The following is a 17,239-nucleotide window of genomic DNA, read 5'->3' as shown; positions in this document are numbered from 1 at the left end:
CTGGCCGCCTCGGCCGCGCACCTGAGTTTCAGCGCTGATCATCCTTCATCTGGCCACCTTGCTGCCCGGCGTGCCCACCTTGGCGGCCGGTTTCCTCGTCATCCATCTCTGCGGTGCCTGCGGCATTCCCTGCGCCAGTCCCCATCCCACCCTGACGACCTTGGTCAGAATCGGGTCTGGGGTTCTTCGTGATGTCCGGGCCGGGCATCTGCCCGCCTTGATGGCCAGTGTCGGGGCTACGATCACGGTCTTGGTCGGTGCCATGTGTGTCTGCCTTGCCGCCCTGATTGCCTGGCATGTCTTGATTGTTAGCCATGGTGATACACCTCATATCTGCTACACAGATAAGCCTGTGTACACGTAGGACTGAGCAACGTTGCATTCAGCCGGCTTTTTTCATGCAATCCAGACCAAACGCATGAAGCACTCGCACGCGATATGCCTATGCACCAGCGCCCGTTGCGCTGGCTACAAGGCCCCCGTTAATCCACGCTCCAATCGCTGTGAGCGCAAGAGGGACCCTGGCTCAGGCCTGGACCTGGCGCTCGGCGAACCGAATGCTGTCCCGCCCACCACGCTTGGACTGATACAGCGCCACATCACCCTGCTCGATCAGCGCCGCCAGGCTCACCGGCGCTTGGTCGAACACACTGGCCCCGATACTCAACGTCACCGCCTCAGTTGTAGGGACGGTCACGCTCGCATATTGCTGGAACCGCTCGCGCAGCATCCCCCCCAGCTCCAGCACCTGCTCATTACTCGCGCCACTCAGCAAAATGACGAACTCATCCCCCCCAAGCCGCGCCGCCAGCGAGCGCTCCGGGAGCACCGCACGGATCATCTCGCTCAGGGCCACCAGTAACCGGTCCCCCGCGATGTGCCCATGCAGGTCATTGACCAACTTGAAGTTGTCGATATCGATCAACAGCAAAGCCCCAGGCCTCACGGCGCTTACATCCTTGAAAAATGGCCCTGCCCTCACCTCCAGCGCACGCCGGTTGTAGAGCGCAGTGAGCGGATCCCGCGCCGCCAGCCGGGCAATCCGCTCTTCACGGCGGTAGCGCACCGTACCGGTCATGGACAAGGCAATCAGCATGATCGCCATGGCCCCCTCCACCAGCGAGACCTGGATGATCAGCCCACCAAAGGTGGCCAGGTCTATCAACGTTCCTGGCGCAATGGCGATGATGGCCTTGATCACGTAGAACAAACCATGAATCAGCAGCACATAGCGCAACTGCACAGCCCCTACACTCAGCGACTGGCCATGGGGCTGCAACAGTGAACTGGCCTTGAGGGTGAGCGACGCCACCAGCAACGAGTTGGCCATCAGCATCACCTTCGACCACTCCGGCCCGGCCGGCAGCATCAGCAACGCGAACCAGATCAACACGATCACCAGCCATGCCCGTGACACGCGGTCCTGGGTAAAGCGCAGCACCCCTAGCAAAAACAACCCGTGGGCCACCACCAGCAAGCCGTTGGCGAACCAGATACCAATGAACAACAGGCCGATGCCACGCATCAAGGCGAGGGTGCAGCCAACCGTGATGGTGGCGAAGCCCGCGCTCCAGTACAGCAATGATTGCTCGCGAACGCTGCGCCACTCGATGGCCAGGTAAAGCGCCGCCGCCGCAGCCAGGGCGATGGAAATCGTGAGCATGGTCGGTGGATCAAGCGCCATGAAAGGTGTAGCCCGTGTGAATGGTCATGAAAGCGGCGATTGTATGCGCTCTGGATGGCTTTTCAGAGGGGGCCACCGGGTTGCACGCCAAGGTTTTTCGCCATTCTAGGCACCTTTCGGGGCATTGGCATGGCTATTTGCCATCAACCGGACGAACGCCTCGTTCTCGATCGGGCGGCTCAACAGAAAACCCTGCACTTCGTGGCACTGATCCTCCCGCAGCATGGCCAACTGCTCCGGCGTTTCCACCCCTTCGGCCGTGACCGTCATGCCCATGGCGTTGCCCAGGTTGATGATTGCCTGCACCACACTGCGATCGCTGCTGCGTTTGCCCAGCGCCTGTATGAAGCGCTTGTCGATCTTGATGCTGTCGAACGGGTAAGTACGCAAGTAGCCCAAGGATGAATAACCCGTACCAAAGTCATCCATGTTCAGGCGTACGCCCAGCTCCTTCAGCGCATTCATGGTGTGCAGGGCGCCTTCCACGTCGTTGAGCATCACGTTCTCGGTGATTTCCAGCTCCAGGCGGTGCGCCGGCAGCCCTGTGCTGCGCAGCGCTTCGGCAACGTCCCTTACCCCATCGCTGCGGCTGAACTGGGCGGGCGACATGTTGACCGAAACCAGTATGTCCAGCGGCCAGGCTCGGGCCAGACCGCAGGCCTGATGCAGTACCCAGTTGCCCAGCAGCACGATCAGGTCCGACTCCTCGGCCAACGGGATGAAGCGGTCCGGCGCCAGCAAGCCAAGGCGCGGGTGGTGCCAGCGCACCAGCGCTTCGGCGGAGGCGATGGTTACCCCATCGACCTTGAAGCGTGGCTGAAAATGCAACCTCAATTCGCCGCGCGGGATGCCCTCGCGCAGTTCCTGTTCCAGCACGCGTTTGTCCAGCAGCGCGGTGTTCATCTGCGGCGAAAAATAGCGCCAGGTGTTCTTGCCCGCCTGCTTGGCACCGTACAGCGCCACGTCGGCGAAGCGAATCAGGTCGCTGGGGGTGCCAGGGTAATCGGCAGACAGCACGACCCCCAGGCTACCCCCGACCTGCACCCGGTGCTGGTCGATCGCCATCGGCCGCCTTAGCGCCTCGATGACGCGGGCGCAGAAGCGGTCGACCTCCTCGCGTGTGCCGGGCCCTGCCAACACCAGGACGAATTTGTCGCCCCCCAGGCGTGCCACCAGGTCGGTGCCCCGGGTTACCTGGCCGAGCCGGGCGGCGACTTCGATCAGCACCGCATCCCCTGTCGGGTGGCCCAGGCTGTCGTTGATGGGTTTGAAATTGTCCAGGTCCAGCATCAACACCGCCTGTGAAGCCTTGCCGGCGTCTTCCAGAAAACGGAACAACTTGTTGCGGTTGGGCAGCCCGGTCAGGGGGTCGTGCTGGGACAGATGCTGGATACGGGCGTGGGCCGTGACCTCGTCGGTGATGTCGGTGCAGGTGCCACGAAAGCCCTTGCAGATCGTGTGTTCGATGATGGCCTTGGCGGCTACCCGGCACTCGCGCCGCTGCCCGGCCTGGTCGTGGTACTGGCAACGCAAGCTGCCCGTGGCTTCGCTGGCGCCCAGGCCATGCAGCCAGGTTTCGACATGCCCGGTTTCGCAATCGAACAGCTCGCTGACGGGCTTTTGCAACCAGTGTTCTGCAGGGTGCCCGGTCAACTCGGCAAACCGTGGGGACAAGTAGGTCAGGTGCTGCTGGGCATCGGTTTCCCATATCCAGTCGGAGGCCGCCTCGGCCACAGCCTTGAAGCGCGCCTCACTGGCCTCGAGCGCCTGTTTGGACGCCGCCAGCTGCCGGTGGCTGCGGTCGATGCCAGCGCTGGTGCGCATGGCATAGCGGGCAAACAGCGCCATGATCAAGACGATGATCAGCACCGCCACGATCAAGGGGCCAAACACCGCGCGGATCAACGCGCTGCCAGGCTGTTCGATGTGCCAGGTCAGGCTGTGGCCGCTCGCCTCCAGCGGCAGGTGCCCTTTGCCTTTTGGTAGCTGGGCACCGGCAGTGACCGCAAACTCTGCCAGCCCGACAGATTGCCCGAGCTGGCCCAGAACCGCCGGCGCCAGCACTCGAATGAACACCAGCACGGTTTTAGGCGCCGGCAGGTGGTGAGGGAGTGTTGGTGGGCGAATGACTGCGGCCGTGAACAGCGCTGGCTGACCGGCGAATACCAGGTAACCGGACGCCGGTTGCTGGCGCTGCACGGCCTCCCGGGCCTGCTGCAGGATACGGCCACTGCTGGCGCTGTACTGCTCCAGGCCCTGATCGCTGAGGCGCCCGCGAACGACGGCGTAATGTGTACCGTCGTCATCGAGAACGAATACGCCCTCGTAGCCGTCCTCGGTAAACAGCGTTGCGCCGACATTGTCTTCCTCGAACGCCCAATGGGGGTCTACCGCCACCACAAGGTGGTCGTAGGCCGCTTGCCAGGCCGCGTGGGTCCACAGGTAGCTGCGCTCGCTTTTCTGCAACTGCACCAGCGCAGATTCGGCGTGGAAGCGGCTTTGCACCAGCTCCCGCTCGTCCAGCCCCTGTGCGATGCGGTACAGCGACACCATGCCCAGCACCAGGGCCAGCAACAGCAGGCCGGAAAACGCCAGGATCAGCTGGCGAACCACGTGACTGCGCGGCGAATCATTGCCAAACGTTGCTTCCATTCCGTGAGCGCCTTTAGCCGAGGTCCACAGGGTTGACTCACAGCCCATCACGTTGATCGCAACAACTGACCACCGGCCTTCGCACTAGCACCCTGGCTGGCCGCTAAAGCACCCGCTTGATCAACGGTTCCAACCGGCTATAGCGTAGCCTGCGCAGCAATTTGCGCACGGGCTTGGGGTGATCGGCCTTGATACCCAGTTCATCTGCCGACCCGATAGCGGGGGCGAACCGGCGCAGTGCGGCCAGTTCCGCCTCCCGTGGCGCCAGCCATTGCTGCTGCGGGTCGTCGATCAGCAAGCCGTTTTCCAGGTCCAGGTTGAAGCCACGCGGGTTCAGGTTGTTGCCGGTCAGCAATGAGTAGCGTTGGTCTACCCACATGCCCTTGGCATGGAAGGTATGGCCGGGGTCGTTCCAGATGCGGATCTGCAACTGCCCACTGGCCAGGCACACGTGCCGGCGGCGGGCGAAGGCCCGCAGGTTGTCTTCATACAGGTAAGGCAACGCACCGCTGGCGCTGAACGGCTCCCCCGGGGCGATGTAGAAATCGTTGGCCGTGCGATCGCCCACGATCAGCTCCACCTCGACGCCCCGCGCCAGGGCCTGGTCGATTTCCCGCATCACCGCCCTGGGCGGGTTGAAATACGGGGTGCAGATGACGATGCGCTGCTGCGCCACGGCCAGCAACGCACACACCGTACGGTTCAAGGTATTGCCCCGGCCCACGCCAAGCAGCGGCACAACCCGCATGCCCTGCCCTGGGCGACTGGGTACAGCCTCATACACCAGCCGCCGAAGCCGCGCCCGCAGGCGGCGGATGTCGCTGCGCAGGCTGCCTGTGGCGGGCGGCTCGGGCAGGTCCAGACGCGGTGTGGCCACAGGGTGCAGCAGGCGCTGCACCAGGCCGGCCATGGCATCGGCAAGGGCCGGCGACTGGAAAACGTGATAACGGTCCAGGCGATAGCGGTCAAAGCGGTGCAGGTAGACGTTATTCAGGCTGGCGCCGGTATACAGCACACAGTCGTCGATAATGCTGCCCTTGAGGTGCAACACCCCGAACAGCTCACGGGTTTGCACCGGCACGCCGTAAATCGGTACGTCCAGGCCCTGCAACTGGCGCTGGGCCTGATACCAGGCGGCATTGCCGGGTTGCCGCCCAGCACCCAGCAGGCCGCGCCGGGCGCGGAACCAGTCGACCACCACGGTGATGTCCAGCGCTGGCCTGGCGGCCTTGGCCCGGTACAGCGCATCGAGTACTGCCTGCCCCGCCTCGTCCTGCTGCAGGTACAGCGCCACGATGACAATGCGCCGCTCAGCGGCGGCGATCCGCGCCAGCAGGCAGTCACGGTAGGCCCTTGCATCGGGCAGCACCTGTATCGCGTCGGGGGTCAGCTCGATGCCTGGCAGGCCAGCCAGCAGGGTTTCAGGATTCACTTGTGGTCACCTTCGCGGCAAACTGTGCCCCAGCTTGCACAGGAATCGCGCAATGGTCCACCCCGCGTCGGAAAAACCGCAGCCCGGCACGTTGAAGACATTTGGTTTTCTGATCGTACCCAACTTCACCACGATCGGCCTGGCGTCGGCGGTGGAAACCTTGCGCATGGCCAACCTGGCGGCCCACCAGCCGGTGTTCCGCAGCGTACTGCTTGCGGCAGACGACGCCCCGGTGGTTGCCAGCAACGGCATGCGCGTGCTCCCGGACTGCAGCATTGCCCGTGCACCCGCACTCGATGCCGTACTGGTGGTTGGCCCCAACCCCATCGAACGCGGCCGTGCTACCCGGCCACTGGTACGCTGGCTGCAGCAACTGGCCCGGCAGCGTGTGCCATTGGGCGGCATCTGCACCGGCAGCTACCTGCTGGCCAAGGCAGGGTTGCTGGATGGCTACCGTTGCACCATCCACTGGGAAGACCTGCCGACGCTGCAAGCGCACTTCCCCGCCATCATCATCTCCCAGCAGTTGTTCGAACTGGACCGCGACCGCTACACCTGCTCTGGCGGGGTGGCGGCGATCGACATGATGTTGCAACTGCTGGCCCGCGAACCCCAGGGCGTCGACATGGCGGCCAAAGCCGCCGAGCTGATGCTGTGCGACCGGGTACGCGGCGAGCGCGAGCCCCAGCGGGTGTCCCTGCGCACCCTGCTGGGTAGCGCACAACCCAGGCTCAGCCAGGTGGTGGCGCTCATGGAAGCCAACCTTGAGGAGCCCCTGGCAGTGGAAGAACTGGCCAGCCTCAGCCAGGTAACCGTGCGCCAGCTGGAGCGCCTGTTCAACAAGCACCTGCAACGCACGCCCAGCCAGTATTACCTGCAACTGCGCCTGGCCCGGGGGCGTCACCTGCTGCTGAACGGCGATGCCCCGGTGGGCGAGGTGGCGCTGGCTTGCGGGTTCAGCTCGCCGGCGCACTTTTCCAAGAGCTTCAGCCGCCTGTTCGGCGAATCACCCTCCGCGCAACGCCGCCGGGCCCGCCTCACCCCCGCGTGCGAATGATGTTGTGCTCGGGGCCATAGGGGAAGCCGGTAATGTTCTGCGCCCCGTCCTCGGTGACGATGAGGATGTCATGTTCGCGGTAGCCACCGGCCCCCGGCTGGCCCTGGGGCAGCATGATCATCGGTTCGATCGACACCACCATGCCCGGCTCCAGTACTGTTTCGATGTCTTCTCGAAACTCAAGCCCGGCCTCGCGCCCGTAGTAATGGCACAGCACGCCAAAGGAGTGGCCATAGCCGAACGTGCGGTACTGCAGCAGGCCGTGACGCAAGAAAATCTCGTTCAGCTCGTGGGCAATATCGCAGCAGCGCACACCCGGGCGAACCAGCCGCTGCCCCGCTTCGTGCACCTCCACGTTCGCTTGCCAGAGCCGCAGGTATTCATCCGGGCAGTGGTCGAGAAACACCGTACGCTCAAGCGCTGTGTAGTAGCCGCTGATCATCGGGAAGCAGTTCAGGCTGAGGATCTCGCCTTTGCCGACCCGGCGGCTGGTCACCGGGTTGTGCGCCCCATCGGTGTTGGGCCCGGACTGGAACAGCGTCCAGGTGTCCATCAGTTCGGCGTGCGGAAAACGCCGGGCAATCTCCCGCACCATGGCCTGGGTGGCATGCTGCGCCACCCCGTATTCCGGCACCTGCTCGGCCAACGCCTCCAGCGCAGCGGCCGCGCCGACGTTGGCCACCTGCGCGCCCTGGCGGATCAGCGCCTGCTCTTCGGCTGACTTGACCAGCCGCAGGCGCATGCAGCCTGCGCTGATATCCAGCAACTCGGCATCGGGGTAGCACGCGGCCAGCTTGGCGTGATTGACCCGGTTGAGGTGGTCGTCCTCAACGCCTATGCGGCTGGCACGTGGTAGCGCCTGGCGCACGGCAACGAAAAAGTTGTCCCGCTGCCAGTCGGTGTACACGATGTTGTCGGTGCCCACGGTGCGGCGCCAGGGTTGCCCACCGTCGATGTTGGCACTGATGCTGATCACCTGATCATGGGTCACCACCAGCGCATAGGGCCGACCGAACGAGCAGTACAGAAAATCGCTGTAGTAATTGACGTTGTGATACGAGGTGAATACCGCGGCGTCGATGTGCTGCGCGGCCATCAGCGCCCGCAGGCTGGCGTGCCGGCGCGCATATTCCTGCGCACTGAACGTGGGTTCGGTTTTGCTGCCATTGCGGATTCGAAGGGTGCTGGGCAGTTGCATGTTCTGGCTTCCTTGTAATGGTGAGCACGCTGTTCAGGCCGGCCGCCCTGTAAGCCATTGCAGCAAAAAGGTGTGGTGCACGCTTGTATTCACCCGACCCGAAGTTGGCAGTACCCCCCTCCCCCGACGTGTCAGCACAGCTTTGCGAAAAAGACAGGCCGTTTCGATACAAGGCACTTGACATATCAAGTGGTAAACATTCTCATTCGCCCCTTATTTTTCATTTGGAACAACCTCCATGACGCACCCGGCCTCATCACGTAGTTTTGGCCACGCCCGCAGTCTGCTGGCCGCAGCCATCTGCCTGGCTACCCTGGCACCTGCGCAGGCTGCCGACGGCGGCAAGACAGCGCCAACCAATACCCCCGGTACCCTGGAACTTGGCGCGACCGAGATCGTGAACACCCAGTTGGGCAGCGTTACAGAAGGCTCGGAGTCTTACACCACTGGCGCCATGGCCACTGCGACCAAGCTGCCAATGACCCTGCGTGAAACACCGCAGGCCACCACCGTCATCACCCGTCAGCGCATGGATGACCAGGGCATGACCAGCATCAACGATGTGGTGAAAAACACGCCGGGCCTGTTCCTCGACTCCTCCAGCGGCCCCGGTAGGCAGACCTACTCGGCCCGCGGCTTCGACATCGACAACCTGATGTATGACGGCATCCCCAGCGGTTACAGCGGCTGGGTCGTCGGTTCGCAGCCCAACCTGGCGATGTTCGACCGCGTGGAGATCGTGCGCGGCGCCACCGGCCTGGTGACCGGGGCCGGCAACCCCTCTGCGGCCATCAACCTGGTGCGCAAACGCCCCCTGGCAGAACAGAAACTCACCCTCACCGGCGCCGCCGGCAGCTGGGACGACTATCGCGGCGAACTGGATGCCTCCAGCCCGCTGAACGACAGTGGCACGCTGCGTGGCAGGGTGGTGGCCTCGTACCGTGGCAATGGCAGCTTCGTGGACGATGTCGACGAGGACCACGGCCTGTTCTATGCCGTGACCGAGGCCGACCTGAGCGACGACACCACCCTTACCCTCGGCTTCTCGCACCAGAAGGACAAGACCAACTATTTCTGGGGTTCCTCCATGGTTGGCCTGGATGGCCATCACCTGAACCTGCCACGCTCCTTCAACCCTGGCACGTCCTGGGAAAACAAGGACCAGAACATCGACACCGTGTTTGCCGAATTGCGCCAGCGCCTGGCCAATGACTGGCAGTTGCAGGTCAACGCCAACTACAGCGACCAGCAGGCCACCTTTTCCGGGTCATACCTGTCGCGCTGGGCTGAGGACCTGAGCCTGGCGCGAACGGTCTATCAGTCCAGGCATGACCAGAAGCAAGCCGGTGTGGACGCATTCGTCAGCGGCCCGTTCGAGGCGTTCGGCCGCAGTCACGAACTGGTGGTGGGCGCCAGCAGGCGGGTCGCCGACTTCAGACAAACCAACTACACCCCTTATGACACAAACTGGCCGCTGGACGCAGGCAAGCCCAACTTCGTGCGTTCGGGTAAGAGCCGTGCTGTGACTACCCAGGATGGCGTCTACCTGACCACTCGCCTGAGCCTTGCCGACCCGCTGAAACTGATCCTGGGCGGCCGGCTGGACTGGTACGACTACGACAGCAAGGACGGTTCGGCAGCTGACTACAAGGTCACCCGTAACGTGACTCGCTACGGCGGCCTGATCTACGAACTGGACGACCACCATTCGGTCTACGTCAGCTACAGCGATATCTTCAACCCGCAAAGCTACAAAGACTCCGCTGGCAGCATCGTCAAGCCGGTAGTGGGCAAGAACTATGAAATCGGGCTAAAGGGCGAGTACTTCGATGGCGCCTTGAACGCCAGCGTGGCAGTGTTCCAGGTAGACCAGGAGAACCGCGGCGTTCAGGTTACAGGGGCGGGCCTGGCAGCCTGCGCGGACCCGAACAACTGCTATGTGGCATCCGGTGAAATCCGCAGCCAGGGTATCGACTTCGAACTGCAGGGCGCACTGCTACCCAACTGGCAGGTGGGAGCCGGTTATACCTATGCCCGCACGCATTACCTGAAGGACAAACTCAACCCGCAGAACGAAAACCAGCGCTTTGACACCGACATGCCCGAACACCTGTTCAAGGTCTCGACCACCTACAGGTTCCAGGGGCCGTTGGAGAAACTGCGGGTAGGTGGCAACGTGTATTGGCAGAGCCGCATGTACAACGATATCCCGACTGCGAGCGGCACCAACTATCGCCTTCAACAAGGCAGTTATGCCACCACCGACCTGATGGCGGGGTATCAGGTCAACGAGCACCTGGACCTGCAGCTCAATGCCAACAATATTTTCGACCGCACGTATTACTCGGCGATTTCCAGTTCGGTGTATTACGGCGGGGATGTGTACGGCGCACCACGCAACCTGATGCTGACGGGGAAATACAGCTTCTGATGCTGTTGGGGCCGCTTTGCGGCCCCAACATCTCAGCTACCGCAGGTCAAAGCGGTCCAGCTCCATCACCTTCTCCCAAGCCGCGACGAAGTCCCTGACGAATTTGCCCTGCGCGTCGCTACTGCCATACACCTCGCTCAACGCCCGCAGTTGAGCATGGGAGCCAAACACCAGATCGACCCGGCTGGCCGTCCACTTCACCTGCCCGGTGTTGCGATCGCGGCCCTCGAAGGCTTCGTTTTCCGCCGAGGTTGGTTTCCACTCCACCCCCATGTCCAGCAGGTTGCGGAAGAAATCATTGCTCAGCACGCCGACCTTGTCGGTGAACACCCCTTGAGTACTCCCAGCGTGGTTGGCACCTAGCACCCGCAAACCGCCCACCAGCACCGTCAGTTCCGGCGCTGTAAGCGTCAGCAGTTGTGCCCTGTCCAGCAGCAGCTTCTCGGCCTTGATGCTGTAGCGGGCCTTGAGGAAGTTGCGCAGGCCATCAGCCACCGGCTCCAGCACGGCGAACGATTCCACATCGGTCTGCGCCTGCGAAGCATCAGCGCGCCCGGGCCGGAAGGCCACGGTCACACTGTGGCCAGCGTCAGCCGCCGCCTTCTCCACCGCTGCTACGCCCGCGAGCACGATCAGATCTGCCATCGACACCTGCTTGGCGCCGGCATTGAATTCAGCCCGCACCGTTTCCAGCGCTGCCAGCACCTTGTCGGAGCCCTGGTTCACTGGCCAGTCTTTCTGTGGAGCCAGGCGCAAGCGCCCGCCGTTGGCGCCACCACGCTTGTCCGAACCGCGGAACGTGGAGGCCGCCGCCCAGGCAGTGGCCACCAGGTCCCCGACCGCCAGGCCGCTGGCCAGTATTCGGGTTTTCAACGCAGCGATGTCCTGCGCATCGATCAGCGGGTAGTCGACCTTGGGGATGGGGTCTTGCCAGAGCAATTCTTCGGCAGGCATTTCCGGGCCCAGGTAACGCGCCAGCGGCCCCATGTCCCGGTGGATCAGCTTGTACCAGGCGCGGGCGAAAGCGTCCGCCAGCTGGTCAGGGTTGTCGTTGAAGCGCCGGGCAATAGGCTCGTACACGGGGTCGAAGCGCAGGGCCAGGTCCGAGGTGAGCATCATCGGCGCGTGGCGCTTCGCCGGGTCGTGGGCGTCGGGCACAGTGCCGGCGCCCTTGCCATCTTTCGGCCGCCACTGGTGCGCGCCTGCCGGGCTCTTGGTCAGTTCCCAGTCGAAGGCGAACAGGTTGGTGAGGTACTCGTTGCTCCACTTGGTCGGGGTAGACGTCCACGTCACCTCCAGGCCGCTGGTAATGGTATCGCCGCCCTTGCCGGTGCCGAACGTACTGGCCCAACCGAAGCCTTGCTGCTCCAGGCCCGCAGCTTCGGGCTCGGCCCCGACGTTGTCGGCTGGGCCGGCGCCATGGGTCTTGCCGAAAGCATGGCCGCCTGCGATCAGTGCCACGGTTTCTTCATCGTTCATGGCCATGCGGCCAAACGTTTCACGGATATCACGGCCTGAGGCGACCGGGTCGGGGTTACCCTCGGGGCCTTCCGGGTTGACATAGATGAGCCCCATCTGGACGGCGGCCAGGGGGTTCTCAAGGTTTCGCTCACCCCCCAGGTTGCGGCTCTGTTCTTCGCCGTGCTTGGCCGGTTCGGCCACCAGGTCGCCCTCCCCGGGGGGTTGGGCCTTGGCCTGCTCCTTGCCGTAGCGGGTGTCGCCGCCCAGCCAGACCTTTTCCGAGCCCCAGTACACATCCTCGTCTGGCTCCCACACGTCCACACGGCCGCCGGAAAACCCGAAGGTCTTGAAGCCCATCGATTCGAGGGCGACGTTGCCGGTGAGTACGATCAGGTCGGCCCAGGAGATCTTGCTGCCGTATTTTTGCTTGATTGGCCACAGCAGGCGCCGGGCCTTGTCCAGGCTGACGTTGTCGGGCCAGCTGTTGAGCGGCGCAAAGCGCTGCTGGCCAGAGCCCGCCCCCCCGCGGCCATCGCCGGTGCGGTAGGTCCCGGCGCTGTGCCAGGCCATGCGGATGAACAGCGGCCCGTAGTGGCCGAAGTCGGCCGGCCACCAGTCCTGCGAGTCGGTCATCAGCGCTGTCAGGTCGGCCTTCAGCGCCTGGAAATCCAGGCTCTTGAATGCCTTGGCATAATCGAAATCAGCGCCCATGGGGTCAGACAGGGACGCGTGTTGGTGAAGTATTCTCAGGTTCAGCTGGTCCGGCCACCAATCACGGTTGGTGGTGCCGCCACCGGCGGTTTGATGGAACGGGCATTTCGGTTCGTTCGACATCTGCGGATACCTTCAGGTCGGTTGTCCAGATTCCCACCCGAAAGCCTAGCCGAGGCCGTGCAGAGGTCTAATAGAATGGCTATTGCGGGGCGATAGCCTGACGCTCTCGACTACTTGCCCCGCTGCATCCAGGCCGCCCCCAGGCCGCTGATACAGATGACCAGGATGCCCACCAGGCTAAGGGTGTCGGGTACCTGGCTGTAGAACAGCACCCCAAGCAGGCCGGCGAACACGATCTGGCAGTAGCTGAAGGGCGCCAGCAGCGCCGGCGCTGCGAACCGGAACGCCTGGGTCAGCAGCAAGTGGGCGGTCATCCCGAAACCGCCCAGGGCCAGCATCAGCAGCGCATGGTCCCAACGCGGTGTTTCCCAGAAGAACGGCACCAGGGCACTCATTGCCAGTGTATTGCACAGCCCCGCGTAGAAGTTGCTGGTGGTGGGGCTGTCGTGCGCCGCCAGAATGCGCGTGAGCAACTGGTAGAAGCAAAAGCCCAACGCTGAACCGAACGGGAACAAGATGGCCGGGGTAAACATGGCCCCGCCCGGATGCACCACCACCAGTACGCCGATGAAGCCCAACACCACGGCCACCCACTGCCCTACCGTTACCCGCTCCTTGAGCAGGGGTGCCGACAATGCGGTGACCAGCACCGGGGCGAGGAAGTTGACCGCCGTGGCCTCAGCCAATGGCAGGTACTGCAAGCCAGTGGTGAACAGCAGGCTGGTACTGAGCAGGCTGAGGGCGCGCAGGGTCTGCAGCACCGGGCGGCGCGTACGCAGCACATTGAGGCCCGACTTGGGCAGGAAGATGCCGGCCATCAACAGGGTGTGCACCACATAGCGCGCCCACACCACCATGACGATCGGATAAAGGCCGCCGAGAAACTTGGACAGTGCGTCGTGACTGGCAAACAGGAACGTGGCCCCGACCACCAGCGCGATGCCGCGCAGGGGTTGGTTGACGCCGGACAGCGGGGTGCTGGAACTCATGGCTCTCTCGATGGGGGCGCCAGACCAGGCGGCGCCGTTTGAATACCGCGCGGGCAATGCCGTGCGGGGGCAGCACTGGGATTCTAGAAGAGATGCGCGACGAGAAGGAAGTTCAATCGCCGCCTGGGCCGGCTCAGGTCAATTTGTGTGCGTTAATCGACCACTTTGCCGCCTGCCGGCGTGGCCCGTGGCCTGCCTATCACTCACCATCGGGCAGGCACCCAGTGTTCATACAAGGATTCTTCAATGCACACGCTCACCACCCACAACGGGCTGGCCCTGCCGGCAGTCGGCCTGGGAACCTGGCCGATGACAGGCACCGCCTGCACCCAGGCGGTTGTTCAAGCGCTGGAGTTGGGCTACCGGCACATCGATACCGCGACCGCCTACGAAAACGAGGCAGATGTGGGTGCGGCACTGCGCGCCAGCCACGTGCCGCGCGAGCAGATCCACCTGACCACCAAGGTGTGGTGGGACAGCCTGTCGCCCAAGGCGATGCGCCAGTCGCTCGAAGCCAGCTTGCGGGCGCTGGGCACCGAGCACGTGGACCTGTTCCACATCCACTGGCCCGGCAAGGACTGGGACCTGGCGCGCAGCATCGAAACCCTGGTGGCGCTGCGCGAAGAGGGCAAGGCGCGCCACATCGGGGTGGCCAATTTCCCTCTGGGCCTGCTACGCCAGGTGATCGAGACGTTGGGTGCGCCGCTGTCGGCCATCCAGGTGGAATACCACGTTTTGCTCGGCCAGCAGGCGCTGCTGGACTACGCCCGCAGCAACGATTTGCTGCTCACCGCCTACACCCCGCTGGCCCGCGGCCAGGCGGCAGCACAACCGGCCATCCAGGCTATCGCCCGCAAGCACGGGGTGCTGCCCAGCCAAGTGGCGCTGAAGTGGCTGCTGGACCAGGACGGGGTGGCGGTGATTCCCAAGGCCAGCAGCCGCGAAAACCAGCTGGCCAACCTGGGCTCACTGCAGGTGCAGCTCGATGACGAAGACCGGGCGGCAATCGCCGCACTGCCCGAGGACCAGCGCGTGGTCAGCCCAGCGTTCGCGCCGGACTGGAACAGCTAACCACACACTGGCGCTCAGGCGGGTTGTGGCGAGCCCGCCACGTCAATGTGCTTCAAACGCTCGCTGGCAGGCACGGGCCGGCCATACAGGTAGCCCTGCAAGTGCGAACAGCCCTCGGCCGCCAGCCGCTTGCGCTGCTCTTCCGACTCGACGCCTTCGGCTGTGGTCTTGATCATCAGGCTGTTGGACAGGCCAGTGATGGCGCGGATGATCGACATGGCCTCGGGGCTGTCGCACATGTCATGCACGAACGACTTGTCGATCTTGATCCGATCAAACGGGAACGATCGCAGGTAACCCAGCGACGAGTACCCCGTGCCGAAGTCGTCTAGCGAAATGGACACGCCCAGGTCTTTCAGCGCCCGCAGCACACGCACGTTCTCGTCGCTGTTGCCCAGCAGCACCGACTCGGTGATCTCCAGCTCCAGGCGCTGCGCGGGCAGGCCTGAGTCCGCCAGCGCCAGTGCCACAGTGTTCACCAGGTTGGCGTTCTTGAACTGCACGGGCGACAGGTTCACCGATACCGTCTGCTCGCTGTCCCAGCGCACTGCCTCCTGGCAGGCCAGGTTCAGCGCCCGTGTGCCCAGCTCATGGATCAGCCCGGTTTCTTCGGCAATGGGTATGAAGTCCATTGGCATCACCATACCGCGCGTTGGGTGCAGCCAGCGCAGCAATGCCTCGTAGCCTGTCACGCTGCTGGTCAGCTGATCCACCACGGGTTGGTAGTGCAGCTGCAACTGGCCCAGGTGCAAGGCCGTGCGCAGGTCGGTTTCCACCAGGCGGCGCTGGCGCGCCGCAACATCCAACTGCACGGCGAAACACTCATAGCGGTTACGCCCGTTGCGCTTGGCCTCGTACAGCGCCATGTCGGCGTAGCCGAGCAACTGGTCAGCGTGCTGGTGATCATCCGGCGCGATGGCAACGCCGATGCTCACCCCCACGCTGAACTGGTGCCCTTCGATCTGAAACGGCGGCGTGATCGCATTGATCAGTCGCTGGGCAGTATTGTGAGCCGCCTCACGGCTATCCAGGCCGGTGAGCACGATGGCAAACTCATCACCCCCCAGGCGCGCGAGGGTGTCGCGCTCGCGCAACTCTCGGCGCAGGCGCTTGCTCAAGACCCGCAGCAGTTTGTCGCCAAAGGCATGGCCCAGCGAGTCGTTGATGTTCTTGAAGTGGTCCAGATCCAGGCACAGGGCAGCCGTCAGCTTACCTGCCTCGCCACCGCGCAGCAGTGCCTGGCCCAGCCGTTGGCTGAACAGGGTGCGGTTGGGCAGCCCGGTCAGCGCATCATGATGAGCCATGTGGTGAATCTGGGCATGGGCTGCCAACTGCTCGGTGGCGTCTTCGGCCACGAACAGCACGTAGTCGGCCTGCCCTTCCCGGTTCTGGCTAAGCAGCGTACGGCTGCGCAACATGCGTGGGCCACAGGCGGTATCAACCCGGGTTTCAGCCGAATGCCCTTTGGTGCTGCGGGCACCACGCGCCAGCTGTTGCTGCACGTAGGCCCCAGCGCCAGGTGCCAGGCAGTCTGCTGGCAACTGCCCGACCATGGGCTGTTGCGGCACGGCGAATAGGCGCCGGGCCTGCTGGTTGGCCAGCAGAATACGCTGGCTCTCCAGCCCCAGCACCATGACACTGGCGGGGATATTGGCGATGACCGAGTCAAGAAACTGCGAGAGCCTGGCCATCTCCTGGCTGTATTGCTCGGCCAGCTCCTTGGCCTGCAGCAACGCCTGCTCTTGCTGGTAGCGCTCGGTAATGTCGCGGGTGACCTTGGCAAACCCGACGAGGTTGCCTTCATCGTCGTACACCGCGTCGATGACCACATGCGCCCGGAAGGCGCTGCCGTCCTTGCGCAGGCGCAGCCCGGTTTCTTCAAAACGCCCGGTGCTGCGGGCCTGGGCCAGGTTATGCGCGGGTGCGCCGGCACGGCGTTCGGCTTCGGTGTAGAACACTGAGTAATGCTGGCCGACGATCTCATCGGCGCTATACCCTTTGGCGCGCTGCGCGCCGGGGTTCCAATTGGCGACCAGGCCCTCGGGTGTGAGCATGTAGATGGCGTAGTCGACCACGCTCTGGATCAGCAGCCGGTACATGGCGTCGGGGCTTGCGGCTAGCGGCATGGGTTTTTACCTGGGCCTGGGGAGGGCGAGCGTTGACTGGCGGCTGGGGCCGGCCTTTGATCAATGATGGCATTATGCCGTTAATGAAGGTTTTGTGAAGGGTGGTGGCCATTTGGCCTGCCCAGCGGCGGGTTGCGTTGAGTGGCGGTGGGGGCCTGACAGTGTCAACCATGTGCCCGTAGACGTGTCCCCCTGTGTCCGGTCCGTATAGCCACGACAAAAAGTTTTCCGTCTTGAACGCTGAGTTGTGAACTTATTCAGTGTAGGCGCGGACACCGCGCAAATATTCATTCGCGCAAGTGGC

11 protein-coding genes are annotated in these 17,239 nt (G+C 63.7%); 3 read left to right on the top strand and 8 right to left on the bottom strand.

Annotation, left to right across the window (positions count from 1 at the left end; all coding sequences use genetic code 11):
* Nucleotides 1-28 precede the first annotated feature (28 nt).
* The 4 genes from PPA02S_RS00055 to pssA form a co-directional block, all read right to left on the bottom strand.
* The gene (locus tag PPA02S_RS00055) at nt 29-316 is read right to left on the bottom strand and encodes a hypothetical protein (RefSeq protein ID WP_033728071.1); all 288 of its coding nucleotides are present in this window, start codon (nt 314-316) and stop codon (nt 29-31) included.
* A 210-nt stretch (nt 317-526) separates the two neighbouring features.
* Complete coding sequence (locus PPA02S_RS00050) at nt 527-1,663, bottom strand: GGDEF domain-containing protein (protein WP_028634318.1); 1,137 nt, start codon at nt 1,661-1,663, stop codon at nt 527-529.
* Between the two features lie 126 nt (nt 1,664-1,789).
* A complete protein-coding gene (locus tag PPA02S_RS00045) occupies nt 1,790-4,336 on the bottom strand; it encodes a bifunctional diguanylate cyclase/phosphodiesterase (RefSeq protein WP_028634319.1) in 2,547 nt (848 codons plus the stop codon).
* A 103-nt stretch (nt 4,337-4,439) separates the two neighbouring features.
* Nucleotides 4,440-5,768 carry a CDP-diacylglycerol--serine O-phosphatidyltransferase gene (pssA, locus tag PPA02S_RS00040; RefSeq protein WP_028634320.1) on the bottom strand — a complete coding sequence of 443 codons (1,329 nt, stop codon included), beginning with the start codon at nt 5,766-5,768 and terminating at the stop codon, nt 4,440-4,442.
* A gap of 52 nt (nt 5,769-5,820) precedes the next feature.
* Between pssA and cahR the strand changes: the two genes are divergently transcribed.
* Entirely contained in the window at nt 5,821-6,825 is a 1,005-nt protein-coding gene (gene cahR / locus PPA02S_RS00035; RefSeq protein WP_028634321.1) for a transcriptional regulator CahA, read from the top strand.
* Here the strand turns inward: cahR and creA are convergent.
* Complete coding sequence (gene creA, locus PPA02S_RS00030) at nt 6,806-8,023, bottom strand: creatinase (protein ID WP_028634322.1); 1,218 nt, start codon at nt 8,021-8,023, stop codon at nt 6,806-6,808. The genes cahR and creA overlap by 20 nt on opposite strands.
* Nucleotides 8,024-8,261: 238 nt before the next feature.
* On the opposite strand from creA, the gene PPA02S_RS00025 reads away from it, so the two are divergent.
* Nucleotides 8,262-10,454, top strand: a complete 2,193-nt coding sequence (locus PPA02S_RS00025; RefSeq protein WP_028634323.1) for a TonB-dependent siderophore receptor — start codon at nt 8,262-8,264, stop codon at nt 10,452-10,454.
* Nucleotides 10,455-10,490: 36 nt separating this feature from the next.
* On the opposite strand, the gene katG is transcribed toward PPA02S_RS00025, so the two are convergent.
* Nucleotides 10,491-12,749 (bottom strand): catalase/peroxidase HPI, encoded by a 2,259-nt coding sequence (gene katG, locus PPA02S_RS00020; RefSeq protein ID WP_028634324.1) that lies wholly within the window; start codon nt 12,747-12,749, stop codon nt 10,491-10,493.
* Nucleotides 12,750-12,859: 110 nt separating this feature from the next.
* Entirely contained in the window at nt 12,860-13,738 is an 879-nt protein-coding gene (locus PPA02S_RS00015) for a DMT family transporter (protein ID WP_028634325.1), read from the bottom strand.
* A 246-nt stretch (nt 13,739-13,984) separates the two neighbouring features.
* Here PPA02S_RS00015 and PPA02S_RS00010 point away from each other — a divergent pair, with 246 nt between their 5' ends.
* On the top strand, nt 13,985-14,809 hold the full coding sequence (locus PPA02S_RS00010; protein ID WP_028634326.1) for an aldo/keto reductase: 825 nt from the start codon (nt 13,985-13,987) through the stop codon (nt 14,807-14,809).
* A gap of 14 nt (nt 14,810-14,823) precedes the next feature.
* Here PPA02S_RS00010 and PPA02S_RS00005 read toward each other — a convergent pair whose 3' ends face one another.
* A complete protein-coding gene (locus PPA02S_RS00005) occupies nt 14,824-16,935 on the bottom strand; it encodes a putative bifunctional diguanylate cyclase/phosphodiesterase (protein WP_028634327.1) in 2,112 nt (703 codons plus the stop codon).
* Nucleotides 16,936-17,239 lie beyond the last annotated feature (304 nt).

Source organism: Pseudomonas parafulva NBRC 16636 = DSM 17004, assembly GCF_000730645.1.
Classification (GTDB): domain Bacteria; phylum Pseudomonadota; class Gammaproteobacteria; order Pseudomonadales; family Pseudomonadaceae; genus Aquipseudomonas; species Aquipseudomonas parafulva.
The sequence above is the reverse complement of the archived record's forward strand: the minus strand, read 5'-3'. Positions and strand labels throughout refer to the sequence as shown.

Coding starts and splice junctions, on each gene's coding strand:
- PPA02S_RS00025 (WP_028634323.1), top strand. CDS start 8,262: ATGACGCACCCGGCCTCATCACGTAGTTTTGGCCACGCCCGCAGTCTG.
- cahR (WP_028634321.1), top strand. CDS start 5,821: ATGGTCCACCCCGCGTCGGAAAAACCGCAGCCCGGCACGTTGAAGACA.
- katG (WP_028634324.1), bottom strand. CDS start 12,749: ATGTCGAACGAACCGAAATGCCCGTTCCATCAAACCGCCGGTGGCGGC.
- PPA02S_RS00010 (WP_028634326.1), top strand. CDS start 13,985: ATGCACACGCTCACCACCCACAACGGGCTGGCCCTGCCGGCAGTCGGC.
- creA (WP_028634322.1), bottom strand. CDS start 8,023: ATGCAACTGCCCAGCACCCTTCGAATCCGCAATGGCAGCAAAACCGAA.
- PPA02S_RS00050 (WP_028634318.1), bottom strand. CDS start 1,663: ATGCTCACGATTTCCATCGCCCTGGCTGCGGCGGCGGCGCTTTACCTG.
- PPA02S_RS00005 (WP_028634327.1), bottom strand. CDS start 16,935: ATGCCGCTAGCCGCAAGCCCCGACGCCATGTACCGGCTGCTGATCCAG.
- PPA02S_RS00055 (WP_033728071.1), bottom strand. CDS start 316: ATGGCTAACAATCAAGACATGCCAGGCAATCAGGGCGGCAAGGCAGAC.
- PPA02S_RS00015 (WP_028634325.1), bottom strand. CDS start 13,738: ATGAGTTCCAGCACCCCGCTGTCCGGCGTCAACCAACCCCTGCGCGGC.
- PPA02S_RS00045 (WP_028634319.1), bottom strand. CDS start 4,336: ATGGAAGCAACGTTTGGCAATGATTCGCCGCGCAGTCACGTGGTTCGC.